We start from the raw sequence: 23,202 nt of genomic DNA, 5'->3' as shown, positions 1-23,202 counted from the left end.
GTCCGGCGGATGGCGGCGGCGAGGCGGGCGGGGGTGAGGGTCTTCAGGGGGACGGGGCCGGGGGTGACGCCGAGGCGGGTGAGGCGGTCGGATCAGAAGGGGGCGTCGAGTTGGGCGGGGATGGGGATGGTGGGGGTACCGGCGCGGAGGGCGGCGGCGGTGGTGCCGGCGCCGGCGTGGTGGATGACGGCGGCCGTGCGGGGGAAGAGCCAGTGGTGCGGGGTGTCGTCGATGGTGAGGACGTCGTCGCTGTCGGGTGCGGTGAGGCCGCTCCAGCCGGACTGGACGACGGCCCGGACCCGGGCGGCACGCAGGGCGGCCAGGACGGTGGCGGTGAGGCGGTCGGGATCGGGGACGACCAGGCTGCCGAAGCCGACGAAGACCGGCGGCGAGGAAGTCGGCCAGGCGGGGCGGGGGTTGCCACGTGGGGTCGGGGTGGGGCCACCAGTAGCCGGCGACGTCGAGGCCGGGGTGCCAGTCGGCGGGCCGGGGAATGACGGTGGATGAGAAGCCGTGCAGGACGGGCTGGGTGTGCTGGGTGCGCGCGGTGCCGTGGCGGGGCAGGCCGAGCCGGCGGCGCAGATGGCGGACGGCGGGAGCGAAGAGGCGGTCGGTGGCGGCCTGGACGGCGTGGCCGGCGAGCAGGTTCCCGGTGCGGCCGAGTGAGCGGGTACCGGTGACGGATGGTGCGAACTCCCGGGTGGGGGAGAGGGGCTGGAGGCGGAGGGCGATGCAGGGAATGCCGGCGGCCTCGGCGGCGACCTGGCCGAGGGCGGCCGTGGTGCCGGTGGTGAGCAGGAGATCGGCGCCCTGGGTGGTGGCCTCGGCGATTCCCTCCCCGAGGGCTGGCATGAACGAGCGGCTCGGGCGCAGGAGTTGGATGAGTGCGCGGGGGCCCGCGCCGGCCTGGAGGAGGCGTCGGCCCCCGGCGGAGGCGAGGACGGCGCGCGGGTCGATCGGGAGGGGGCGGAACTCCAGGCCGGCCGCCCGTACGGAGTCGGCGAAGGCCGTGTGGGTGGCGACGGCCACCTGATGGCCGGCCGCGTGGAGGCGGGCGCCGAGCCCGGTGAAGGGGGCCACGTCGCCCCGGGAACCGGCGGTGGCGATCAGGATGTGCATGGCGGCAGTATGGCGGGGAAGGGTGGGGCGGCCCGGAGTGCCACGCCTCCGGGGGTGGAACCGGAGGGGTGGTCGGGGGCGTCCTTCGAGGCAGGGCGGCCCGGTTGGGGCCGCCGTACTGGAGGATGGGAGGACACATGGGCATCGTCGCGTGGATCGTGCTGGGCCTGGTGGCCGGGGCTCTGGCCAAGTTGCTGTTGCCGGGGAAGGACCCGGGCGGCCTGGTGGTGACCACCTTGATCGGCATCGCCGGGTCCTTCGTCGGGGGCTGGATCTCCTCGCGGTTCCTGCACCGGTCGGTGACCGCGCAGTTCTTCGACCTGGCCACCTGGGTCTCGGCGATCGGCGGCGCGCTGGTACTGCTGATCGCCTACCGCCTCATCTTCGGCAACTCCCGCCGCTGACCGGGAACGGGGCCGGCCGCGGGGCCTGTTCCCGCTTCCGGCTCCGCCGCCCGGGTCGCCGCTCAGGCTGTCGGCGAGGCCTCGGTGACCCACGCGGGCAGGTCCTCGCGGGTGGCCAGCCACTCGGCGGGGACCTCGGCGAGTCCGGTGCGGGCGGCGACCACCCCGGCGGCGATGGCGGAGGTGGTGTCCATGTCGCCCCAGCCCTCCAGCGTCCGCCAGATGGCGTCGGGCAGTGAGTCCAACTGCCCTGCGGCGGACCAGAGGGCGAACGGCACGGTGTCCGGGGCGGAGATGCGGAAGCCCGAGCCGAGGACGTTCGCCGCGTGCCGGACGGAGCTGTGCTCGGGGAGGCGGGCGGCGATCCGCAGGCCGGAGCGGATGTCGCTGTCGGGCAGTCGGCCGGCGACCTCCACCAGCAATTCGGCCCGGCCGGGCGGGTCCTGGCCGCGGCTGCGGGTGGCGAACGCCGCCGCCAGCGCGACGGCGACCGCGCCGGTCACCGCCTCCGGGTGGAAGTGTGTGGTGAGCGCCTGGAGTTCGGCCTGGTGCGCGACGGCGTCGAGGTCGTCGGCGAACCAGGCGCCGAGCGGGGCGACCCGCATCGCCGCGCCGTTCCCGTAAGACCCCTGGCCATCGAACTGCCGGGAGGTCACGGCCCGCCAGTCGCCGCCGAGGTCGATCTCGCGCAGCACACGGTGCATCGACGGGCCGTACTTGCGGTTGTAAGCGGTGACGTACTCCTCGGCGAACTCCCCTGCCAGAGCGTCCTGCTGGATCTCGCCGTACGCGATCAGGTGGCGGAGCACGACGAGTGCCATCGCGGTGTCGTCCGTCCAGTGCCAGGGGCCCGGGCGGGTCAGCCGGGCGGCCAGTGCGGCGGGCGCCTCGCTGACGGGCACGGAGAACCAGCGGTCACCGAAGGCATCGCCGAGCGCGAGCCCCTGCAGACTGTCCAGGGCGGGGCCGGTGGCACGCATGTCATCCTCCAGGTGAGATCGACCGAGTGCCGCAGTCTGCCGGGCCGCGGCGCGGACGGGCGAGCGAATTTCCTGGCCGGGGCCGACGGGGACGCCTCGCGCGTGCCGTCGAGGAGGTCGAATCGCGTGCGGGAGTGACGGGAGGGCGGTTGTGCGCCCGCGGTCGGGTATGGGCCCCCGTCGTGACGGGGGCCCATACGGTCAGCGCTTGGCGAGGAGGCCGGCGAGGAGCAGGGCCCAGAGGGCCTCGAAGCGCTCCTGGGCCTTCGGGTCGGACCACTCGGCGGCGTACGCGGGGTCGTGGAAGTGCGCGGTCGCATCGAAGACGGCCCGCGAGACCGACCCGACGTGGGTGAGCCTGAACTCCTTGGTCTCGATGCCGTCCTGGACGATCTGGGCGATCTGGCCGACCAGGGTCTCGATGTGGGCCTCGACGGTGTCGCTGGTCTCGGCGGACCGCTTCATGTAGGTGGCGAACAGCTCCGGGTCGTCGACCGCCTTCTTCCGCTTGGTGGCGAACAGCGTTGCCAGCCAGCGGTGCAGGCGCTCGGCGGCAGGGCCGGGCTCGATGGCGATGGACGAGAGGTTGTTGTGCGCCTGGTCGAGCCAGCGCTGGGTGACAGCCTCTCGCAGCGCCGCCTTGCTCGGGAAATGGCGGTAGACGCTGCTGTGGCTGACGCCGAGGGCACGGGCGACGTCCGAGACGGTGGCCTTGGCCGAGCCGAACCGCCTGAGGACGTCCTCCGTCGCGCTCAGGATCTGCTCGGGGGTGAGTGCGCTGTCCGTGGTCACGGGAGGTACGTCCTTACGGGTGGTGCGTCCGCCATCGGGGCGGCGGACGGTGCTGCTGGCTGGCGGGCAAAGGCGGTCGGACGGCCCGGGCTCGGCGGCGAACCGGTAGCGGCGGGGACGCCGGTCAGCGCTCGCTGTCGAGATGGGCCATCTGAGCGGCAGCGTACCTGTCCCCGGCGGCGGATCCGGCGGGCACCGCGGCCTCGATGGCGGCGAGGTCGGCGGCGGTGAGGGTGATGTCCAGTGCGCCGAGTGCCTCGGTGAGGCGGTCGCGGCTGCGGGCGCCGACCAGCGGGACGATGTCCTCGCCGCGCGAGGCGACCCACGCGATCGCGACCTGTGCCACGCCGGCGCCCTTCTCGGTGGCGACCGCCCGCAGGGCCTCGACCAGCGCGAGGTTGTGGGCGAGGTTGTCGCCCTGGAAGCGCGGGCTGTGGCCGCGGAAGTCGGTGCCGGCCAGGACGCGGTCGTTGTTCCAGTGGCCGCTGAGCAGGCCGCGCGAGAGCACACCGTACGCGGTGACGCCGATGCCCAACTCGCGGGCGGCGGGCAGGATCTCGGCCTCGATGGTGCGCGAGAGCAGCGAGTACTCGATCTGCAGATCGCTGATCGGGTGGACGGCGGCGGCGCGGCGCAGGGTGTCGGCGCCGACCTCGGAGAGCCCGATGTGGCGGACGTAGCCGGCCTTCACCAGGTCGGCGATCGCGCCGACGGTTTCCTCGACGGGAACGTTCGGGTCCAGTCGGGCCGGGCGGTAGACGTCGACGTAGTCGGTGCGCAGGCGGCGCAGGGTGTAGGCGAGGGCGGTCTTGGCGGCGGCCGGGCTGGCGTCGTAGCCGAGCCACTGGCCGTCGGGGCCGCGCTGGGCGCCGAACTTCACGCTGATCTGGACGCCCTCACGGTCGCGGCCGCGCAGCGCGTCGTGGATCAGCAGCTCGTTGTGGCCCATGCCGTAGAAGTCACCCGTGTCGAGCAGGGTGACGCCCGCGTCGAGTGCGGCGTGGATGGTGGCGACGCTTTCGCTCTCGTCGGCCGGGCCGTAGAGGCCTGACATGCCCATGCAGCCCAAGCCGATGGCGGACGTGCTGGGGCCGGTGGTGCCGAGGGTGCGCCGGGGGATTCGGGAAGTGGCGGACATCGGGTGCTCCTGCGGGTCGGTGGCGCGTAGGGCGGGGATGGCGGGCTGGGTTCAACTGTGGCACGACAGGTAACAGATTTCAATATCTGTTATCCGTTTTCTGTCATCTGTTACCCGCCGCCAGTGACCCGCCGCCCGTCACCTGTCGTCTGACATCCGCCGCTCGCCGCCCGGCGCCCGCAGCAGATGGGCCCGGGCCGGCGGCAGGTTGCGCCAGGCCGTCCGGTTCCCCAGTCCGTACACCTCCTCGAACCGCCGCAGCAGCCGCACCACCGCCCGGTGCCGCGCCCCGCGCCGAGGCCCGGAGGTCAGCGTCCGGGCCGTAGTGGTACCCAGATACCCGAAGTACGTCAGCTCGCCGCCGGGCACCAGCAGCCGCAGATAGAGGTCCAGCACGTGCCGCACCTGCGCCGGCTCGAAGTTGGTGAACGGCAGCCCCGAGACGATCACGTCGTACCGCTCACCCGCGGGCCCGCCCCCGTCCGGCGCCGGCGGCCGGCACTCCGGCAGTTCCTCCACCCGGCAGGCGGACAGCCGCAGGTCGATCCCCGGCCCCCGCCGGACCAGCTCCGGATCCTCCCGCAGCCGCTCGGCGAAGCGGGGGTTCGCCTCGACGACGTGCAGCCGGTCGCCCGGGCGCAGCACTTCGGCCAGCCGCCGGGTCACGACCCCCGTCCCGGCGCCGACCTCCAGCACCGAGAGCGGCCGATCGGGGCGGCTGGTCACCGGGACCACCAGGGCGTTCACCAGGTCCGCCCCGCTCGGCGCCAGCGCGCCCGTGCTGTGGAACGTGCGCAGCGCCTCGCGGAGGAAGAGCAGAAGGTCGCCGCCGGTCCGACCCGGGGCGGCGAACGAAGAGCGGGCGTACGGGGCGGGGCGGGGCTGATCTGTCGTCATACCATCGAAGCTAGAAGCGCCTGGCCCCACGCGAATCGGCCGACGAGTGGCGACGACCCCCGACGAAAGTCGAGGACACCGCTGGCCGAAGGTAGGGGGCGCCGCCTTGGGAACCGACCGTAGCATCGGGCCAGACCGAAGGGAGGAGACCGATTGAGCACAGGCCGAGCGGACCACCCGGACCACCCGGGCCAACCGCCGTATCAGCCGCAAACGCCGCGCCAGGCATACCCGGGCCACGTGCCCGTCCCGCGTGACCCGGATGAACGGTCGTTCGTGCGCCGCGCTCTGCTCGGCTGGTACGCACCCGGCCACCGTTGGTGGATCGAGACGCTGTTCCTGCTGGCCGTCCTCACCCTGACCGCCGAAGAAACCGTCGTCCACTGGACGAGCACCGAGGACTCCTACCGCTTCCTGCGTACCGTCGTAGCCGCCCTCGCCTCCCTCTCCCTCCTCCTCGTCCGCCGTTACCCAGTCGCCTCCGCGGTCCTCCCCATCCTCACCGCAGGTGTACTCAATCGCGCCCTCCCCGGCCTGTTCAGCGTCTACAACCTCGCCTCCACCGGCCGCTTGGGCCTCGCCATGGTGGGCGGCGTCGTCATCGCCCTGGTCAGCGCAGCCCGCGCCGACTCGGTCATCGACTGGGTGGGCACCACCGGCTCACAACTTCTCGTCGAGGCCGCCGCCCTCTCCCTCGGTCTCTGGCTGCACGGCCGCCGCGTCCTGATCCAGACCCTGCACGACCAGGTCGACGTGCTGCGCCGTGAACGCGAGCTCCGCGCCGAACAGGCCCGGTCCGCGGAACGATCCCGGATCGCACGGGAGATGCACGACGTACTGGCGCATCGCCTCAGTCTGCTCGTGCTGCATGCCGGGGTCCTCCGGGACCAGGCCCAGGCCGGGACGGTCGCCGACGACCCCGCCCGGCTCGCGCACCGGCTGGAACTCCTGCGGACGACGGCCGCCCGCTCGCTCGACGACCTGCGTGACGTCCTCGGCGCGCTCCGGGCCGAACCGCGGTCCCCGGCCGGCCCCGGAGACACCGAGTACCCCAAGTACGCCGGAGACGTCCACGACACCGGGGGCACCGGGGACGCGGGGGATCGTACGGGCGACTGGGTCTCGGCGGTCGTCGCCGTGCGCCCTGTGCCCCCTCGCCCGTCCCCGTCGCTCTCCGCGTCCCCGCCCGTGGGCCCTGGCGAGGCCGGGGGGCCACGACCCGTCCGCGTACCGGCACCGGCGCTGCGCGACCTCACCGAACTCGTCGGCGAGGCCAGGGAGGCCGGACAGACGGTCGAACTCGCCCTCGTCGGCGATCCCGAGAGCATCCCCACCACCCACCGCCTGGCCGTTCACCGAGTGGTGCAGGAGGCACTGACCAACGCCCGCAAGTACGCACACGCCGCACCAGTGACGGTCCGCGTCCGGTACGGTGCCCCGGCGACCAGCGTCGAGGTGCGCAACGGCCCGGGCGAACCGGCACCGTCGGGAGCCTGTACCGGCGGTGGATACGGGCTGGTCGGGCTCACCGAACGGGTCGGCGCGCTGGGCGGATACCTCGATGCGGGCCCCGACGGCCACGGTGGCTTCCGCCTCGCCGCCCAACTTCCGTCACCGAGGCGCCCGCCCGCATCCGTCCGGAAGCCGGCACCGCCCCCGTACCCGCAGCCCATGCCCTACCCGCAGCCCACGCCCTACCCGCAGCCCACGCCCTACCCGCACGTCACGTCGCACCCGCAGCCACCGAGGGAACCCGCATGATCCGCACCATGGTGGTCGACGACGACGCGCTGGTCCGGCTCGGCCTCGTCGACCTGCTTACCCAGGACCCGGTACTCACCGTGGTCGCCGAGGCCGCCGACGGGCTGCAGGCCGTCGAGTTGGCCCGCCGCCAACGCATCGACGTCGCGCTGATGGACATCCGGATGCCCAGACTCGACGGCATCGCCGCCACCCGCCGACTGCGCGAGCTGCCCGAGGGCCCGCGCGTCATCGCGCTCACCACCTTCGACCTCGACGAGTACGTGTACCAGGCGCTCGCCGCCGGTGCCGACGGCTTCCTGCTCAAGGACACCCCGCCCGCCGAGATCGTCCGGGCGGTCCACATCGTGGCCGACGGCCAGGGCATGCTGCACCCGGCCGCCGCTCGCCGCCTCATAGACCGCTACCACCGTGCCGGTGCGCCACGATCGGTCGCCGCCCGCGGCCGTGTCGCCGCGCTCACCCCGCGCGAGACCGAGGTGCTGGGCGAACTCGCCTGCGGGCTCTCCAACGCGGAGATCGCCTCCGTGCTCGGAATGCGCGAGAGCACCGTCAAAGCCCACATCAGCCGGATCCTCACCGCGCTCGGCGTCGGCAACCGTGTCCAGGCCGCACTGCTCGCCCGCGACGCCGGGCTCGTCGAGGGCGCCGACTGATCCGGCGCCGACTGACCCGACGGTGACCGCCCCGACGCCGCCCGCCCCCGACGGCGACCGGTGTGACGGTGGTGGGCCCGACCGTCCGCGCGCCACCCCTGGCACAGGCGCCGGAGGGACCACGAGCACGCCTCCCTCCGCCCCCGCCGAGGGGCTGGCGACGGACCGCCGCCTGGTACCGAATGCTGAGCGGCTGTCACCCATCCGGCGTGGAAAAGCCGTGCCTTGGCGATTTGTGCTGCCGAACCCGGGCGCCGGGTCCATGGTGGAGATGGGCGCGATCCGGCGACCGCGCTCGCGCGCCGATCCAGGCCCGCGCGCCGTGCGCCTGCCGCCGTTCTCCGACGGGCGCCCGAGGCGGGGCCAGGCCCCCCGGCGTGCTGGGAGCAGGGCCACCTCGCAGGAAGCCGAACGGTTCTTCTAGGCTCACATCTCGGCTTCCCTGTGGCGGTGCGGTCGCTGCGCCCGCCGCTTCGAAGCCGCCGTCCACGGGGGCTCCGGGCCAACCAGGGCCCCCGGATCGAGCGAGGAGGACGCAATGCCAAGCATGCCGCCCAGCCGTTCCACCGTACTTGGGCCAGACGGGCCGTCCTGGCGGACCGTGCGTCTGACCGGGGCCGTGCGACCGGGCTGGTCCGGGCACCCGGGCTGGTCCGGCCGGCCGGTTCGGCCACTGAATACCGGCGGCGGCCGCGGAGGCGAGCGTTGAGTCCCCAAGCCGTTCGGCCGCCCGGCGCGCCGACCGTGACCACCGACCCCGCACCCGCGTCCGCCCCCGGCACCATGGCCGCCGCCGCCGCTGTTACCGCCACCCTCACCGCAGTTGCCACGGAGGCCGTTCGTCCGGTCTCCCGTCCGGCAGTCGCACCATCGGCGGCGACGGCCACCGCACCGGCCACCGCGCCGGCCGTCGCACTACCCACCGCACCACCCACCGCGCCGCCATCAGCAGCACTGCTGACCGGAGCACCGTCCGCCACGGCGACCACCTCGGCTGTCACGTCGGCTGTCGCATCGGCGACCACCGACGGTGACACCCAACCCGCCCTCACCACCGCCCTCCCGGGCCTTCCGCAGGCCATCAGCTCACGCGCCCGCACGCTGGCCGGAGCCGTCCGCCGACGCTGCGCGGACCTCGCCCGGATCGAGTCCCCCAGTGGCGACGCGCCCCGACTCGACGCCCTCGCCGAAGAGTTGTCCGCAGGCTTCCGGTCCACCGGCGCCACCGCCCGCCGCGAGTCCGGCCCCGCCGGGGACCACCTGGTGCTGCAGTGGGACGGGCAGGACGAAAGCCTGCCGCACCTCCTCGTGGTCGGCCACCATGACACCGTCTGGCCGGCCGGCATCCTGGCCGACTGGCCCGTCACCGAGCAGGACGGCGTGCTCAGCGGCCCCGGCGTGGTCGACATGAAGGGCGGACTCGCCATTCTGGAAGGCGCGTTCGCCCTGCTCGCCGACCTCGGCCAGCGCCCGCACCGCACCGTCCGCCTGGTGGTGGTCTCCGACGAGGAGGTCGGCAGCCCGGACGGCAAGCGCCTGGTCGAACGCCAACTGCGTGGTGCGGCCGCCGTCCTGGGGCTCGAACCGCCCCACCCGGACGGTCGGCTCAAGACCGCCCGCCGGGGCAGCACCCGGGTGCGCCTCACCGTCACCGGTCGCGAGGCGCACGCCGGGAACGACGCGGCCGACGGCGTCTCCGCGGTGGACGAACTCGTGGACCAGCTCGTCGCGGTCCGCGGGCTCGTCTGTCAGCCCGGCACCGAGCTGAACGCCGGCCGGATCAGCGGCGGCACCCGGGCGAACGTCATCGCCGGCCGGGCCGAGGCCGAACTCGGCCTGCGCTTCGCCACCATGGAGGCGCAGCGCCGCACGCTCGACAACCTGGCCCGGCTGACCGCCCAGCGCCCGGGGGCCAAGGTCCGGACGGAGGTGCTGTCCAGCCGGCCGGCCTGGCCCGAACGCTCCGGCAATCCGCTGCTGCGGCACGTCCGTTCGCTCGCGGCGGTGCTCGGCCAGCAGCTCGACGGCGCTCCGGCGGGCGGGGCGGGCGACACCAACCTGCCCGGTTCGCGCGGTCTGCCGACGCTGGACGGGTTCGGTGCGGTCGGCGCGGGGGCGCATGCCCGGCACGAGCACATCCGGATCGATCAGCTGGCTCCCCGGATCGCGCTGCTGACGGCGCTCCTCGCGGTTCCGCTGCCGCGCCTGCGGGACCGCTCGGAGGGCTGAGCGGCTTCGTGCGGCGGGAGGGGGCCCGCCCCTCGGCTTCGGCCGGGCGGCGGGCCCCTTCGTCCGGGGCCTATCGGGGCCCGTCCTCGGCGGACCGCTCACCGTCCGCCGGGGCGTCGCCGTCGCGCCCAGCGCCGATTCGGTCGTCGCCTACCCGGTCGTCGCCTGCCTGGTCGTCGCCTGCCTGGTCGTCGCCGGTCCGGTCGTCGAGGAGCGGGAACAGTCGGGTGACGGCGGCCACCGGACGGGTGCCGGGCCGGGCGTCGCGCTGTCGGTGCGGGGCGAGCAGGGCGCGGACGGCGGCGCCGAGGCCGGCGGGTTCGTCGGGGGTGAGGTGGAGGACCGCAAGGAGAAGGTCTTCGCCAAGCGCGCCGCCCGCGCCGAGCGGCTGGAAGGCCTGCGCTAGCCGCACCGGGAGGGCCGGGGCGCGAGTGGTGACGCCGCCCGGTGCCGCCCCTGAGCAGCGCCGCGCGCCCCGGCGCGACCGTCGGCGTTCGCGCCCGTGAGGCGCGGACGGCCCGGCTCCCTTGTCAGGCCGCCGCCTCGCCGCGCACAATGGAACCGACCGAACGGTCAGTCGGTGGCCGGGCCCGGGAACCGTGAGGCCCCGCGACAGCCGACGTGTGCACGCGAGAGGGGACCGTGATGACAGCAGAGGTGGCCGAACCGGTCTCCGCGCGGACACAGGAGGACCGGTTCGAGGCGGTGATCGCCGCCGAGCAGCGGATCGAGCCCCGGGACTGGATGCCCGATGCCTACCGGGCGACCCTGATCCGCCAGATCGCCCAGCACGCGCACTCCGAGATCATCGGCATGCAGCCGGAGGGCAACTGGCTCACCCGTGCCCCGTCGCTGCGTCGCAAGGCCATCCTGCTGGCCAAGGCCCAGGACGAGGCCGGCCACGGCCTCTACCTCTACGCCGCCGCGGAGACCCTCGGCGTGGATCGGGCCGAGCTGACCGAGAAGCTGGTCTCGGGCCGCCAGAAGTACTCCTCGATCTTCAACTACCCGACCCTCACCTTCGCCGACGTCGGGGTGATCGGCTGGCTGGTCGACGGCGCCGCGATCTGCAACCAGGTGCCGCTCTGCCGTTGCAGCTACGGCCCGTACGCGCGGGCCATGGTCCGGGTCTGCAAGGAGGAGTCGTTCCACCAGCGCCAGGGTTACGAGCTGCTGATGACCCTGATGCGCGGTACCGACGCCCAGCGGCGGATGGTCCAGGACGCGGTGGACCGCTGGTGGTGGCCGTCGCTGATGATGTTCGGGCCCCCGGACGCGGACTCGCCGAACACCGCCCGCTCGATGGCCTGGCGGATCAAGCGGCACACCAACGACGAGTTGCGTCAGCGCTTCGTCGACATGACCGTCCCGCAGGCGCAGCACCTCGGCGTCACCCTCCCCGACCCCGCGCTGAGCTGGAACGAGCAGCGCGGCGGCTGGGACTTCGGTGAGCCGGACTGGTCGGAGCTGACCCGGGTCATCCAGGGCCAGGGCCCGTGCAACGCCCAGCGGATCGACCGCCGCCGGGCCGCCCACGAGGACGGCGCCTGGGTCCGGGAGGCGGCGGTCGCCTACGCGGAGAAGCGACGGGCGGAGCATCGATCGGCTGGGGACCGACCTGCCGAGGGCCGACCTGCGGAGGACCGGCCCGTGGGGCACCGATCCGCGGGGCACCCGAGATCCGCAGCCGACGGATCCGAAGGCCGTCGCCCCGAACAGCAGGCGAACCAGGCGCAAGCCGAAGCGGAACAGGAGAACGGAAAGTGACCGAGTCCAAGGCCGGCTGGCCCCTGTACGAGGTGTTCGTGCGCCCCCGGCGCGGCCTGAACCACGTCCACGTCGGCTCGCTGCACGCCTCCGACGAGCGGATGGCGCTGCTCGCCGCCCGCGACCTCTACACCCGCCGCAACGAGGGCGTCAGCCTCTGGGTGGTCCGCTCGGACGCGATCACCGCCTCCACCCCGGACGAGCGCGACGCCTTCTTCGACCCCAGCGGCGACAAGGTCTACCGCCACCCGACCTTCTACGACATCCCCGAGGATGTCCCGCACATCTGACGGGGAGCACGCACGATGACCGACGACCACGTCTACCTGAGCCTCGCCGAGGCGTCCCCCGAGCCCGAGGGCGAGGGCCGCTGGGCGTACGGGACGGGCTTCGCCGACCCGCTGCTCGGCGTGGACACCGCCGTACCGGCCGGCCTGGACGGTGCCGACCTCGCCGCCTACTGCCTGATGCTGGGCGACGACGCCCTGGTGCTCGCCCAGCGGCTGATCGAGTGGTGCACCCGGGCGCCCGAGCTGGAGGAGGAGGTGGCGCTCGCCAACCTCGGCCTCGATCTGCTCGGCCAGGCCCGCCAGCTGCTCACCCGGGCCGGCCAGGCCGACGGCACCGGGCGCACCGAGGACGACCTGGCGTACTGGCGCGAGGAGCACGAGTTCCGCAACGTCCGCCTGGTCGAGGCGCCGAACGGGGACTTCGCGTACTCGATCGCCCGGCTGCTGGTCTTCGCCACCGCGCGCGGCGCGCTGTACGAGGCGCTGGCCGGGCACGCCGATCCGGTACTGGCGGCGGTCGCCGCCCGGAGCGTCAAGGAGCTGGCCTACCACCGCGAGTACGCCACCGCCTGGACGCTGCGGCTCGGCGACGGCACGCCGTACTCGTCGGCCCGGATGCAGGCCGGTCTGGACGCCGTCTGGCCGCTGGTGGAGGAGCTGTTCACCGCCCACCCGGTGGAGCTGCGGGCCGGGGTGGACCCGGCGCTGCTGCGCGAGCCGGTGCTGGGCTCGCTCGCCGCCGTGCTCGCCGAGGCCGGGCTGACCGTGCCGGAGGTGCCGGCGCTGGCCACGGTCGGTGGCCGGGCCGGCCGGGACGGTGTGCACACCGAGGCGCTGGGCCCCCTGCTGGCCGAGTTCCAGGTGGTGGCCCGCGCGCACCCGGGGGCGACATGGTGACGACCGCGCGCACCGGCGCCTGGGAGGTCGCGGCGGCCGTCCCGGACCCGGAGCTGCCCATGCTCACCCTCGCCGACCTCGGTGTGCTGGCCGAGGTCGAGGTCGCCGAGGAGGGCGGCGCGGTGACCGCCTGGCTGACCCCGACCTACTCGGGCTGTCCGGCCGTTGCCGAAATGGCCGCCGACGTGGACCGGCGGCTGCGCGCGGCCGGCTATCCGGACGTCCGGGTCCGGCTCCGGCTGGACCCGCCGTGGTCCACCGACCTGATCACCGCCGAGGGCCGCCGCAAGCTGGCGGAGGCGGGCATCGCCCCGCCCGGCCCCGCCGCCCCGGGGCTGCTGGGCCTCGGCCCGACCCGGTTCCTGGACAGCGGTCCCGGCGCCCCCGTCGCATCCGGCGGCCATGGCGGCCGTGGCGGTCACGGGGATCGTGAGGATCACGGGGATCGCGGCGGTCACGAGGCCAGGCCGGCCGCCCCGCCCGTGCCCGCTGTCACCTGCCCGCTCTGCGGCTGCGCCGACACCGAGGAGCTGTCCCGCTTCGGTTCCACCGCCTGCAAGGCGCTCTGGCGCTGCCGCGGCTGCCGGGAGCCCTTCGAACGCGTCAAGGAGATCTGAATGGCCGCCCGTCCCGCCCGTCGCCCGACCTTCCACCGGCTGCGGATCGCCCTGGTGGAGCGGCTCTGCGAGGACGCCGTCGCCGTGACCTTCGCGGTGCCGCACGGGCTCGCCGAGGAGTTCGCGTTCCGGCCGGGGCAGACGCTGACGCTGCGCCGGGAGGTGGACGGCGTCGACGAGCGCCGCTCGTACTCGATCTGCGCCCCCGTCGGCGGCCCGCTGCGGATCGCCGTGCGCGAGGTGCCCGGCGGGCTGTTCTCCCAGTGGCTGGTGCGGGAGGCCCGGCCGGGCGAGGAGGTCGAGGTGCTGACGCCGACCGGGCTCTTCACCCCGGAGCTGGGCGTCCCCGCCGACCATGTCCTGCTGGCGGCCGGCTCCGGTATCACGCCGATGCTCTCCATCGCCGCCTCCGTGCTGGCCGCCGACCGCGTCTCCACCGTCACCCTGTTCTACGGAAACCGGCGCAGCGACACCGTGATGTTCGCCGACGAGCTGGCCGATCTGAAGGACCGCCACCTCGGCCGGTTCCAGCTGGTGCACGTGCTCTCCCGGGAGAGCAGGGACGCCGAGCTGCTCAGCGGCCGGCTGGACCCGGAGCGGGTCGAGGCGCTGCTGAAGGCGCTGGTGGACGTCGAGACGGTGGGCCACTGGTGGCTCTGCGGCCCGTTCGGGATGGTCGCCGGGGCGAAGGACCTGCTGGCCGGGCTGGGGGTGCCCACCGGGCAGGTGCACCAGGAGCTGTTCCACGCCGAGGACGAGCCGGTCGCCGAGCGCGTCGAGGAGGCACCGGCGGGCGGTGGCGCGCACAGCGAGGTCACCGTCGTGCTCGACGGGCGCGGCAGCACGCTCTCCCTCCCGCGGGACCGGTCCATCCTGGACGGCGCCCAGCGTACGCGCCCCGACCTGCCGTTCGCCTGCAAGGGCGGGGTCTGCGGCACCTGCCGGGCTCTGGTCACCGAGGGCGAGGTGGCGATGCGGCGCAACTTCGCGCTGGAGGAGAAGGAACTGGCGGCGGGCTATGTCCTGACCTGCCAGGCCCGCCCGCTGACCGACCGGGTGACGGTCGACTACGACCGGTAGGGGCGGCAGGGCGGGCAGGGCGGGCAGGGCGGGCAGGGCGGCGCGGACCGCGGGCTGGGCGCTGGGGGTGCTGCGAGGCCTCCGGTGGCGGGCGCGCTGATGCCGGCCGGTCGGCATCAGCGCGCGGCTGCCGCCGCCCCGTCAGACCAGGACGGCCGCCGGTTCGCCGAGCAGCCGGACGAGGTCGTTGACGGCGGAGCGCCCGGCCCGGTTGGCGCCGATGGTGCTCGCGGAGGGGCCGTAGCCGACGAGGTGGACGCGGGCGTCGGCGGTGGCGCGGGTCCCGGTGAGGGCGATCCCGCCGCCGGGGGAGCGCAGCCCGAGCGGGGCGAGGTGGCCGACCTCGGGGCGGAAACCGGTGGCCCAGATGACGGCGTCCACCGGGAGTTCCTCGTCGCCCCAGGCGACACCGTGCTCGGTGAGGCGGTCGAACATCGGGCGGCGGTGCAGCGCGCCCAGCGCCTCGGCACGGCGGTAGGCCACCGACGGGCCGAGGCCGGTCACGCTCACCACGCTGCGCACCGGCAGGCCCTGGCGGACCCGCTCCTCGACCTGGGCGACCACCGCCCGGCCGAACTCCGGGGTGAACGGGCCGTCGTGGTAGACCGGCGGGGTCCGGGTGACCCAGACCGTCTCGCCGACCGCTGCGACCTCCGACAGCACCTGGATCGCGGACGCGCCGCCGCCGACCACCAGGACGCGCCGGCCGGCGAGCTCCTCCGGGCCCCGGTACTCGGCGTAGTGCAGCTGGCGGCCGGCGAAGTGGCCCGGGTAGTGCGGCAGGAACGGACGGGTCCAGGTGCCGGTGGCGTTGATCAGAGCCCGGGTGGACCAGGTGCCGGAGTCGGTCTCGACGAGCAGCCGGGAGTCCGGCCGCTCGGACTCCGAGCGCACCGCCCGTACGGTGACCGGGCGCACCACGGGGAGCGCGTGCCTGGCCTCGTACGCCGCGAAGTACCCCGGCACCACCTCACGGGCGGGGGCGTCCGGATCGGCCGCGGGCAGTTCGAAGTCCGGGAGGTCGTGGAAACCGTGCACGGTGGCCATCCGCAGGGACGGGGAGCGGTGCGCCCAGGCCCCGCCGGGTGCGGCGTCGGCGTCGAGCACGACGAAGCCGCCGTCGGCGTCCGCCCGGTAGGGGGCGAAGCCGCGGCGGCCCAGGTGGTAGGCGGCGGACAGGCCCGCCTGCCCGGCGCCCACCACCACGACGTCCACCCGCAGGTCGGTGCCCACCTCTCGGTCGACGGCCGTGAGCCGCTCCGGGTGTTCACCGTCAGCGGCCCGAGATGTTGCACCGTAAACAGTCACGCCGGTGAAACATCGACGGTGCGGCAGGTGTTCCCGGCGGGGTTCCGCGCCCGGCTCAGGCGGCGGGCGAGATCACCACGGCGGTGCCGTACGCGCAGATCTCGGTACCGATGTCCGCGGCCTCGGTGACGTCGAATCGCATCATCAGCACCGCGTTGCCGCCGCGCGCCTTGGTCTGCTCGACCAGTCGCTGCATCGCCTCGTTGCGGCTCTCCACCAGGGTTTTGGTCAGACCCTTCAGCTCGCCGCCGACCAGCGACTTCAGCGAGGCGCCGATCTGGCTGCCGATGTGCCGGCTGCGCACGGTCAGTCCGAAGACCTCGCCGATCACATGATCGACCCGGTATCCGGGAATGTCATTGGTGGTCACTACCAGGACCTGGGCGTTCGGGCCCTGCCCGCCGCCGTATTCGTCGATGTTTGCCATGGGCCCATCCTGCCGGTCCGCACACGGCCGGACGACAGAGGCCCGGCCCGAATCCGGCGGAGAAGGCGTCGAGAAGCTGGGACGGACCGGTGATCGGGCGGCCGAAAGGCCGTACCGTAGCCCCATGGGCGAGCGAAGCGATCATCCACAGGGGCCGGGCGCGGCGGAGGACTCCGGCGCGCCGGAGATCGAGGCGACGGTGGTGCTGGGCCTGCGGATCACCGACTGGCCGGCGCTGCGCGCGGCCGCGATCGCGGCCGTGGAGGAGCTGGACTTCGACGGCATCGACCCGGCCGGCCAGCGCCGCGAACTGCTGCGCGAGGTGGCCGAGGACGCCAACGCGGCGCTCGGCGCGCTGCTGCACCCGGACCGGCTGGTGGCCGCGATCCCGGGCGTCGAGGCGCTCGGCGGCACGCTGGAGATCAGCGTCACCGAGGACTTCGCGCCGGACTTCGCCGAACTGTTCCCGCTGGACGGCGACGAGGAGGACGGTGGCGGCGGGGCGGGGGACTGGACGCTCACCCCTCGGACGGCCTGCCTGCTCCACGCCCAACTGCTGGGACTGGCGGACGCCGCCTACGACGACCTCGACGAGCACGAGGACGAACCGGTCACCGATGGCGACGAGGCCGACTGGACGGTCTTCGGCCGTCTGCCGCAGCGCACCTGGCGCCTCCACCGGGGCTGGCGCCGGGCGATGGCCCGGGCCTTCGACGACCTCGCCGACGACCTCGCGCTCGGCGAGTGGCCGCTGCCGCGCTGCCTGGCCGAGGAGATCGCGCTGCGGATGGCCCTGGTGGACGCCCGCGCGCTGCTCGGCGCACAGCCCGAGTCGGTCGCCGACATGATGGGCGACCTGCCGGCCGACCTGTACGACTACGACTGGGAGGGCTGCCACGACGAGCTGTTCGGTGTCTTCGGCCCGGACGACGGCGATCCGGAGCTGAACGCCGAGCAGCGCACCGAGCTGCTGCTGGCGGCGACGCATCCGGAGGGCTGGTTCCTGTCGTACGAGGACGCGGAGGAGCGGGATCCGCAGCGCGGCTACCGGCGCTGAGGGGGCGGTGACGGGTGAGTGCCCCCACCGGGTTGTTCAGCGTTTTTGTTCAATGACCGAGCGCCGAACCCGAACAACCCCGGTGCGCTACATCTGAAGCGCACGCCTCACCAGTTCCGCCTCACGGGTTCCGTGCCACCGGTGTCGCGTCATCGGTGCCGCGGTTCCGTCGAACGCCGGGAGAGTTCAGCAGATGACGACGCTCTGTATCGGAAACAACCGCACCGAGGAGATGGTCGGGGACCTCACCGGGATGACGCCGCTGGAGCGGCTGTTCGCCGGCTGCGGGGCCCAGCGCATGCTCTGGTTCGCCGAGGACGGCGACGTCCTGGTGCTGCCCTGGGGGCCCGACCCGGTCTACCTCGGGTATGTCACCGGGCTGACCGGTACCCGGGCCGAGAGCCTGACCTTCGTGGTACCGCCGCCGGGCGTGGAGGGCGCGGACATCATCACCCCGGACCGGCTGGCCGAGCCGGGCTTCCGCGAGGAGCTGCGCCGGGCGCTGGCCGGCCGGCCGGTGGAGCGGGTGCTGGCGATCTCGCCCAACGCGGCCGTGGTGGACCTGGCGGCCGCGCTCGGGGCCGAGCACGCCGTCCCGGGCCACGCCTTCGCCGCGCAGGGCGGCAACGCGCTGGTCAACAGCAAGGCGGTGTTCCGGGCGCTGGCCGCCGGGGCCGGGGTGCCGATCCCGCCGGGGACGGTCGCCACCTCGCCGCAGCAGGTGGAGGCGGCGGTCAACGGCCTGCTGGAGCAGGGCCACAGCGTGATGATGAAGGTCGAGTACCAGGCCGGCGGGTTCGGCAATGAGGTCCTCGCCCGGGACGAGGACGTCACCCCGCTGGGCGCCCAGCGGGTCGTGTCGCTGGCGGACCGCGCCGCCGTCGCCGGGTACGTCGCCGAGCGCTGGACCTGGCTGACCGGCGGGCGTGGCCAACGGGTCGTGGTGGAGCGGTACTTCACGGACGCGGTGCCGGTGTACGCGGAGTTCGTGATCGGGGACCACGGGTCGGTGCTGTCCGGGTGCGGCGAGATGGTGATGGACCCGGTGGTGGTCGGCGAGATCACCCCGCCGGTCACCCCTGACGCCGGGGTGCGGGCCGAACTCGTCCACCAGGCCTCCCGGTTGTGCGAGTCGCTGCGGGTGCTCGGCTACCGGGGCACGGTCAGTGCGGACGCGATCCTGACCCCCAAGGGCGAGTTGTACTTCAGCGAGACCAATGGGCGTCTCACCGGTTCGACGCATCTGCACGACGCGTTGTTCGCCCGCCTGGTCGGCGCCGATCACCGCTCCGCCCGGGTGATCCTGGAGCTCGCGGGCCTGCGGGTGCCGTCGTTCCCGGAGGCGGTCGAGGCGCTGGAGCGGGCCGGGCTGGCCTTCGATCCGCAGACCCGGACCGGCGTGGTGTTCAGCTGCGACTTCGCCCCGGCCGACGGCTCGGTGATGTACTGCGTGATCGCCGAGGACGCCGAGGCGGCCCGGGCCGCGGAACGCCGGCTGACCGAACTCTTCCCGCGGTGACGGAGGCCCCGGACGGGCTTTTGGGCGCCGGGCCTTCGGGCCTCGGGCCGTCGGGCATCCGGGCGGCGGTGATCCGGAGGTACGGCGGGCCGGAGGAGTTCCGTGCCGAGACCGTACCCGAACCGGCGGCCGGGCCCGGCCAGGTGCTGATCGACGTCGCCCTGGCCGGGGTCAACTACGCGGACCTGCACTGCCGTACGGGCGGGTACGCGAGGTTCCCGTTGCCCGCGGTGCTCGGCGCGGACGTGATCGGGCGCCGCCGCGGCGACGGACGGCGGGTCGCCGCACTGCTCCGGACCGGCGGCGGCTATGCCCAGGTGGCGTGCGCGGAGCGGTCGTTCACCGTGGAGGTGCCGGACGAGGTCGGCGACGAGCAGGCGCTGGCGCTGCTGGAGCAGGGCGCGACGGCGTACGCCGCCCTGGCCCTGCTCGGGCGGCTGCGGCCGGGTGAGTGTGTCGCGGTGACGGCGGCGGCGGGCGGTGTCGGGCACCTGGCGGTGCAGCTGGCCCGGGAGCTGGGGGCCGGACGCGTGCTGGGGCTGGCCTCGACACCGGCCAAGCGGGAGTTCGTCCGCTCGCTGGGAGCGGACGCGGTGTTCGACCCCGCCGCACCCGAACTGGCCGAGCTGCTGGCCGAGTCGGGCGGAGTCGACCTGTTCGTGGACTCGGCGGGCGGCCGGGGGCTGCGGGACGGGCTGGCGGCGCTGGCGCCGTTCGGCCGGCTGCTCTGCGTCGGCGCCCGAGGCGGACCGGAGGAGGCCTTCGCGGTGGACGAGCTGGCGGAGCGCTCGGCGGGCGTGCTCGGCTTCTGGCTGCAGCATGTGCTGGACGACCGGGTGCTCTTCTCGGGCGTCGTCGAGCAGCTGTTCCGGCTGGCCGGGCGGGGCCGGCTGACGGCGCGGATCGACCGGATCGTCCCGCTCTCCGGCGTGGGGGGCGCGCACCGGGCCCTGGCCGCACGGCAGACGATGGGAAAGGTGCTGATCGACGTCCACCGGGAGGGCTGAGGCATCGGCCCCGAGCGCAGCAGCGCCCGGGGCCCGATGGCTGATGTCCGACGTCCGGTTTCCGTTGCTCGGCAACCGGGTTCGGCAAGCGGGTTCAGTACCCGGCGGCGTCGTCCAGCCCGTGGCCGCGCAGCGGGACGAGGAAGCTGCGCTCGAAGACCACCACGACCTCGCCGGTGGACTTCGTCCCGGTGGTTCGGCACGTGACGATGCCCTGTCCGGTACGGCTCTTGGAGAGCCGCTTGGCGAGCGTCTCGGTCTGTGCGTACAGGGTGTCGCCCGTGAACACCGGGTGGGTCATCCGGATGTTCTCCCAGCCGAGGTTGGCGATGGTCCGCCCGCTGGTGGAGCGGGCCGTCATCCCGCCGACGATGCTGAGCGTCACCAGGCTGGAGACGATCGGCCGCCCCCAGGGGGTGTGTTGGCTGTACGCGGCGTCGATGTGCAGCGGGGCGTCGTTCATGCTCAGCATGCTCATCAGCACGTTGTCCAGCTCGGTGACGGTCCGCCCCGGGCGGTGCTCGATGACATCGCCGACGGTGAACTCCTCGTAGTAGCGGCCGACCACCTCGCGGTAGTGCCGCTCGCCGATCCGCCGGTAGCCGGCGGGTTCGGGGTCGGGCGTGAGCGCGGACGCGGATTCGGCTTCGGGCATGGCGCGTTGCTCCCCAGGGGTCGGAGTCCGGCGGTGGGCGATCAGGTGTCTGGCGTCAGGTGCCTGGCGTCTGGCGTCTGGTGTCAGGAGGCAGGGATCAGAGGTCGGAGGTGAGCTCCCTGACGTGGCCGGCGAACTCGGTGATCAGCCGCTCGTCCATGTCGGCGCGCATCATCAGCCGCAGACCCGCCTCGCCCTTGGGAACGATCGGGAAGAACACCGCCGAGCTGTAGAAGCCGCGTTCGAAGAGCTGGGCGGAGAGCTTGACCGCACGCTCGGCGTCCCCGACATCCACCCGCCGAACCGGCAGGCCGTTGCCCGCGAAGGTGGTCGGCAGCAGCTTGTCGAAGAGGTCGATGTTGCGGTTCAGCTTCGCCTGGAGTTCGGTGAGTTCGGCGGACCGGTGGACGGCCGCGCTGCCCAGCGAGGCGCCGACCAGCGGCAGTGCCACGTTCTGCGACCAGCCGACCGGACCGGCGTGCCGGTGCAGGAACTCGAACTGCTCGCGGTTGCCGAGCATGGCGATGCCGCCGCCGGTGCCGAAGCCCTTGCCGAGGCTGGCGACGATGACCGTCAACGGGTTCATCTCCAGCCGCGAGCGGACGAAGCCCTCGCCGCGCTCGCCCATGATGGACAGCGAGTGGGAGTCGTCGATGTAGAGGAACAGCCCGTAGCGGTCCTGGAGTTCGAGCAGCCCGTCGAGGGCCGCCGCGCCGCCCATCGAGTACGCTCCGTCGGCGACGTAGGCGACCCGCGGGTACTTGCGGCAGATGTCCTCCAGATAGTTCAGGTCGTTGTGCGGGCAGTTGAGCACCAGCGACTCGTCCGCGCAGATCGGCTTCACATACGCCATGCAGAAGTGGCAGAACCGGTCGAAGACCATCACGCGGGGCCCGCCGCCGCGCTCGCAGGTGCCGTCGAGGTGACCGGAGGCGACCAGCGGCAGGATGCCGGCGGTGAGCGCGGTGCAGGACGCGCCGGGCAGGATGTGCGCGCCGAACAGTTCGCCCAGTTCCTCCTCCAGCCGCACCAGCAGGTTGTGCCGGATCCGGGTGGTGGAGGTGACCAGCCAGGTGCTCTTGGACTCCGTGAGCGCGTCCACCGCTCCGGCCGCGACCTGCGGGTGGTTGTTCAGCCCGAGGTAGGCGCAGGAGACCATGTTGGCGAACTCGTGGCCGGTCTCGCGGACGATCAGCCGGTTGTTGGACTCCGAGTCCACCTTGATGCCGATCAGCCCGTTGGCGCCGGCCGCCTGCCAGACCGGGTCGGCGGTGGCGAGCATGGCCTCGGCGTTGCGGTAGCGGCGCGGGCCCTGGATGGATTCTTCGGTCATCGTCACTTCTCCTCCGTGTCGTTCCGGGGGGCTGCGGGCCGTACGGGGGGTACGGGCCGTGCGGGCGGTACCGGCGGTACGGGCCGCGTGGGCTGGTCGGCCTGGCCCGGCGGGCCGAACTGCTCGATCAGACGCTGCGAGGCCTCGAAGAAGGGCATGCCGACCATCACCCCGTCCACGACGGTGACCGAGCGGCCGTTCTCCCGGCCCGCCTCGACCACTCGCAGGGCCTGTTCCAGCAGATGCTCGTCGGGGCTGAACGCCTCGTTGATCAGGGGAAGTTGGCGGGGGTGCACGGCGATCTTGCCACTGAACCCGAAGTCCCGGGCGAGCGCGGCCTCCCGGCACAGCCCGTCCAGATCGGTGACTTCGAAGAACGGCGCGTCCATCGCCTCCACCCCCGCGGCCCGGGCGCTGTTGACCACTCGGCCCCGGGCGTGTGCCAGGGCTTCCCAGGAGAGCCGGGCGCCGACCGCGAACGCGTAGTCGGCGGAGCCGAAGACCAGTCCGCGCAGGCGGTGCCCGGCGGCCGCGATGGCGGGTGCGTGCTCGATGCCCAGGGGCGTCTCCACGACGGCGAGGAACTCCGTCTCCGGGCAGTCCGGTCCGAGCGCTCCGGCGGCGATCTCGATGTCCCGGGGGGACTGCGCCATCGGGATCAGCACGATGTCGGGCTTGACGCGGTACCGGGTGATGGCGATCAGATCGCGCAACCCGTCGGGCCCGGCAAGGGTGTTGATGCGCACCGCGCTGCGGGCGAGCTTGGTGGACGGCAGGTCGAAGAACTCCTCGGCGAGGTGGCGGGCCTCCTCCTTTCGAGCGGGTGGGACCGAGTCCTCCAGGTCGACCATGGCGATATCGGCCCCGGACTGGTGGCTCTTGGCGTACCGCTCCACCGCCATCGCGGGTGTGGACAGCAGGGAACGGCAGTACCGCGTGAACTTCATGGAAATCTCCGAAGTCAGCGAAGTCTGCGGCTCCTGGTTCTATCCCACCGGCATTGTTCGGCGCCGTGCGGCTGGACATTGAACATCAACTCGGAACAACCGCCCCGTGCGACCCATTGTTTGACGCCAACTGTCCTGTGCATGATGAATCTCGAAGGATGGACACCGCCCAGGCGTCAGGACCTCCGGCCGTCAGGACCGCCAGCCGTCAGGTTCTCCTGGCGTCGGCCCCCTGCTGTCGGGTTATCCGCGCTCGGGCCTTCCGCCCTTGGGTTTTCCGTCCACGGGAGACCGCGTCGACGGGGCCTCGGATCATCGGGCT

Annotated in this window: 24 protein-coding genes and 1 pseudogene; 13 read left to right on the top strand and 12 right to left on the bottom strand. The window is 73.5% G+C overall.

Annotation, left to right across the window (positions count from 1 at the left end):
* Positions 1 to 92 precede the first annotated feature (92 nt).
* Positions 93 to 233 (bottom strand): nucleotide disphospho-sugar-binding domain-containing protein, encoded by a 141-nt coding sequence (locus ACIP82_RS01740; RefSeq protein ID WP_400650310.1) that lies wholly within the window; start codon positions 231 to 233, stop codon positions 93 to 95.
* A gap of 280 nt (positions 234 to 513) precedes the next feature.
* On the opposite strand from ACIP82_RS01740, the gene ACIP82_RS01735 reads away from it, so the two are divergent.
* Positions 514 to 666, top strand: coding sequence for a hypothetical protein (locus ACIP82_RS01735; protein ID WP_363608689.1), 153 nt, complete (start codon positions 514 to 516; stop codon positions 664 to 666).
* 318 nt (positions 667 to 984) lie between these two features.
* Here ACIP82_RS01735 and ACIP82_RS01730 read toward each other — a convergent pair.
* A pseudogene (locus tag ACIP82_RS01730) lies at positions 985 to 1,119 on the bottom strand (glycosyltransferase); the annotation flags it as partial.
* A gap of 137 nt (positions 1,120 to 1,256) precedes the next feature.
* Here ACIP82_RS01730 and ACIP82_RS01725 point away from each other — a divergent pair.
* A complete protein-coding gene (locus tag ACIP82_RS01725) occupies positions 1,257 to 1,523 on the top strand; it encodes a GlsB/YeaQ/YmgE family stress response membrane protein (RefSeq protein WP_363608645.1) in 267 nt (88 codons plus the stop codon).
* Between the two features lie 62 nt (positions 1,524 to 1,585).
* On the opposite strand, the gene ACIP82_RS01720 is transcribed toward ACIP82_RS01725, so the two are convergent.
* The 4 genes from ACIP82_RS01720 to ACIP82_RS01705 all read right to left on the bottom strand — a co-directional run bounded on the left by ACIP82_RS01720 (position 1,586) and on the right by ACIP82_RS01705 (position 5,330).
* Positions 1,586 to 2,503, bottom strand: coding sequence for an ADP-ribosylglycohydrolase family protein (locus tag ACIP82_RS01720; RefSeq protein ID WP_400649736.1), 918 nt, complete (start codon positions 2,501 to 2,503; stop codon positions 1,586 to 1,588).
* Between the two features lie 201 nt (positions 2,504 to 2,704).
* The gene (locus tag ACIP82_RS01715; RefSeq protein WP_363608643.1) at positions 2,705 to 3,295 is read right to left on the bottom strand and encodes a TetR family transcriptional regulator; all 591 of its coding nucleotides are present in this window, start codon (positions 3,293 to 3,295) and stop codon (positions 2,705 to 2,707) included.
* A gap of 124 nt (positions 3,296 to 3,419) precedes the next feature.
* Positions 3,420 to 4,433: an aldo/keto reductase gene (locus ACIP82_RS01710; protein WP_400649733.1), complete on the bottom strand. Its 1,014-nt coding sequence runs from the start codon at positions 4,431 to 4,433 to the stop codon at positions 3,420 to 3,422.
* 138 nt (positions 4,434 to 4,571) lie between these two features.
* Positions 4,572 to 5,330 carry a methyltransferase domain-containing protein gene (locus ACIP82_RS01705; RefSeq protein ID WP_363608639.1) on the bottom strand — a complete coding sequence of 253 codons (759 nt, stop codon included), beginning with the start codon at positions 5,328 to 5,330 and terminating at the stop codon, positions 4,572 to 4,574.
* Positions 5,331 to 5,606: 276 nt separating this feature from the next.
* Between ACIP82_RS01705 and ACIP82_RS01700 the strand changes: the two genes are divergently transcribed.
* The 3 genes from ACIP82_RS01700 to ACIP82_RS01690 all read left to right on the top strand — a co-directional run bounded on the left by ACIP82_RS01700 (position 5,607) and on the right by ACIP82_RS01690 (position 9,976).
* Positions 5,607 to 7,091, top strand: a complete 1,485-nt coding sequence (locus ACIP82_RS01700) for a sensor histidine kinase (protein WP_400649730.1) — start codon at positions 5,607 to 5,609, stop codon at positions 7,089 to 7,091.
* Complete coding sequence (locus ACIP82_RS01695) at positions 7,088 to 7,747, top strand: response regulator transcription factor (protein ID WP_363608635.1); 660 nt, start codon at positions 7,088 to 7,090, stop codon at positions 7,745 to 7,747. Before ACIP82_RS01700 ends, ACIP82_RS01695 begins: the two co-directional genes overlap by 4 nt.
* 744 nt (positions 7,748 to 8,491) lie before the next feature.
* Positions 8,492 to 9,976, top strand: a complete 1,485-nt coding sequence (locus ACIP82_RS01690; RefSeq protein ID WP_400649727.1) for a M20 family metallopeptidase — start codon at positions 8,492 to 8,494, stop codon at positions 9,974 to 9,976.
* A 70-nt stretch (positions 9,977 to 10,046) separates the two neighbouring features.
* Here ACIP82_RS01690 and ACIP82_RS01685 read toward each other — a convergent pair whose 3' ends face one another.
* On the bottom strand, positions 10,047 to 10,388 hold the full coding sequence (locus ACIP82_RS01685) for a hypothetical protein (RefSeq protein WP_400649724.1): 342 nt from the start codon (positions 10,386 to 10,388) through the stop codon (positions 10,047 to 10,049).
* 233 nt (positions 10,389 to 10,621) lie between these two features.
* Between ACIP82_RS01685 and paaA the strand changes: the two genes are divergently transcribed.
* The 5 genes from paaA to paaE are packed head-to-tail and all read left to right on the top strand — an operon-like array spanning position 10,622 to position 14,627.
* The gene (gene paaA, locus ACIP82_RS01680; protein WP_400649723.1) at positions 10,622 to 11,743 is read left to right on the top strand and encodes a 1,2-phenylacetyl-CoA epoxidase subunit PaaA; all 1,122 of its coding nucleotides are present in this window, start codon (positions 10,622 to 10,624) and stop codon (positions 11,741 to 11,743) included.
* The gene (gene paaB, locus ACIP82_RS01675) at positions 11,740 to 12,033 is read left to right on the top strand and encodes a 1,2-phenylacetyl-CoA epoxidase subunit PaaB (protein WP_363608627.1); all 294 of its coding nucleotides are present in this window, start codon (positions 11,740 to 11,742) and stop codon (positions 12,031 to 12,033) included. Before paaA ends, paaB begins: the two co-directional genes overlap by 4 nt.
* Before the next feature lie 15 nt (positions 12,034 to 12,048).
* Entirely contained in the window at positions 12,049 to 12,930 is an 882-nt protein-coding gene (gene paaC, locus ACIP82_RS01670) for a 1,2-phenylacetyl-CoA epoxidase subunit PaaC (RefSeq protein ID WP_363608625.1), read from the top strand.
* Positions 12,924 to 13,547 carry a 1,2-phenylacetyl-CoA epoxidase subunit PaaD gene (paaD, locus tag ACIP82_RS01665; protein WP_400649718.1) on the top strand — a complete coding sequence of 208 codons (624 nt, stop codon included), beginning with the start codon at positions 12,924 to 12,926 and terminating at the stop codon, positions 13,545 to 13,547. The genes paaC and paaD overlap by 7 nt, the downstream gene beginning before the upstream one ends.
* Positions 13,548 to 14,627 (top strand): 1,2-phenylacetyl-CoA epoxidase subunit PaaE, encoded by a 1,080-nt coding sequence (paaE, locus tag ACIP82_RS01660; protein WP_400649717.1) that lies wholly within the window; start codon positions 13,548 to 13,550, stop codon positions 14,625 to 14,627. It abuts the gene before it with no gap.
* 141 nt (positions 14,628 to 14,768) lie between these two features.
* Here the strand turns inward: paaE and ACIP82_RS01655 are convergent, their stop codons facing one another.
* Together ACIP82_RS01655 and ACIP82_RS01650 are read right to left on the bottom strand one after the other, a co-directional pair.
* Positions 14,769 to 15,860, bottom strand: coding sequence for an NAD(P)-binding domain-containing protein (locus ACIP82_RS01655; RefSeq protein WP_400649714.1), 1,092 nt, complete (start codon positions 15,858 to 15,860; stop codon positions 14,769 to 14,771).
* 130 nt (positions 15,861 to 15,990) lie between these two features.
* Positions 15,991 to 16,362 carry a YbjQ family protein gene (locus ACIP82_RS01650; protein ID WP_363608619.1) on the bottom strand — a complete coding sequence of 124 codons (372 nt, stop codon included), beginning with the start codon at positions 16,360 to 16,362 and terminating at the stop codon, positions 15,991 to 15,993.
* A 124-nt stretch (positions 16,363 to 16,486) separates the two neighbouring features.
* Between ACIP82_RS01650 and ACIP82_RS01645 the strand changes: the two genes are divergently transcribed.
* From ACIP82_RS01645 to ACIP82_RS01635, 3 genes are all read left to right on the top strand, one after another.
* Positions 16,487 to 17,419 (top strand): hypothetical protein, encoded by a 933-nt coding sequence (locus ACIP82_RS01645; protein WP_363608617.1) that lies wholly within the window; start codon positions 16,487 to 16,489, stop codon positions 17,417 to 17,419.
* A gap of 193 nt (positions 17,420 to 17,612) precedes the next feature.
* Positions 17,613 to 18,938 carry a peptide ligase PGM1-related protein gene (locus tag ACIP82_RS01640; RefSeq protein WP_400649711.1) on the top strand — a complete coding sequence of 442 codons (1,326 nt, stop codon included), beginning with the start codon at positions 17,613 to 17,615 and terminating at the stop codon, positions 18,936 to 18,938.
* A complete protein-coding gene (locus tag ACIP82_RS01635; protein WP_400649709.1) occupies positions 18,935 to 19,945 on the top strand; it encodes a zinc-binding alcohol dehydrogenase family protein in 1,011 nt (336 codons plus the stop codon). Before ACIP82_RS01640 ends, ACIP82_RS01635 begins: the two co-directional genes overlap by 4 nt.
* Positions 19,946 to 20,039: 94 nt before the next feature.
* On the opposite strand, the gene ACIP82_RS01630 is transcribed toward ACIP82_RS01635, so the two are convergent.
* From ACIP82_RS01630 to ACIP82_RS01620, 3 genes are all read right to left on the bottom strand, one after another.
* Positions 20,040 to 20,600 (bottom strand): MaoC family dehydratase, encoded by a 561-nt coding sequence (locus tag ACIP82_RS01630; protein ID WP_363608611.1) that lies wholly within the window; start codon positions 20,598 to 20,600, stop codon positions 20,040 to 20,042.
* Positions 20,601 to 20,697: 97 nt separating this feature from the next.
* Positions 20,698 to 21,933, bottom strand: coding sequence for an aminotransferase class I/II-fold pyridoxal phosphate-dependent enzyme (locus ACIP82_RS01625; protein WP_363608609.1), 1,236 nt, complete (start codon positions 21,931 to 21,933; stop codon positions 20,698 to 20,700).
* Positions 21,934 to 21,935: 2 nt separating this feature from the next.
* Positions 21,936 to 22,880 (bottom strand): HpcH/HpaI aldolase/citrate lyase family protein, encoded by a 945-nt coding sequence (locus tag ACIP82_RS01620; protein ID WP_400649706.1) that lies wholly within the window; start codon positions 22,878 to 22,880, stop codon positions 21,936 to 21,938.
* Positions 22,881 to 23,202: the final 322 nt, after the last annotated feature.

The sequence above is a fragment of the Kitasatospora sp. NPDC088548 genome (genome assembly GCF_044753005.1).
GTDB lineage: Bacteria > Actinomycetota > Actinomycetes > Streptomycetales > Streptomycetaceae > Kitasatospora.
This window is presented reverse-complemented; position numbering and strand designations above follow the sequence as displayed.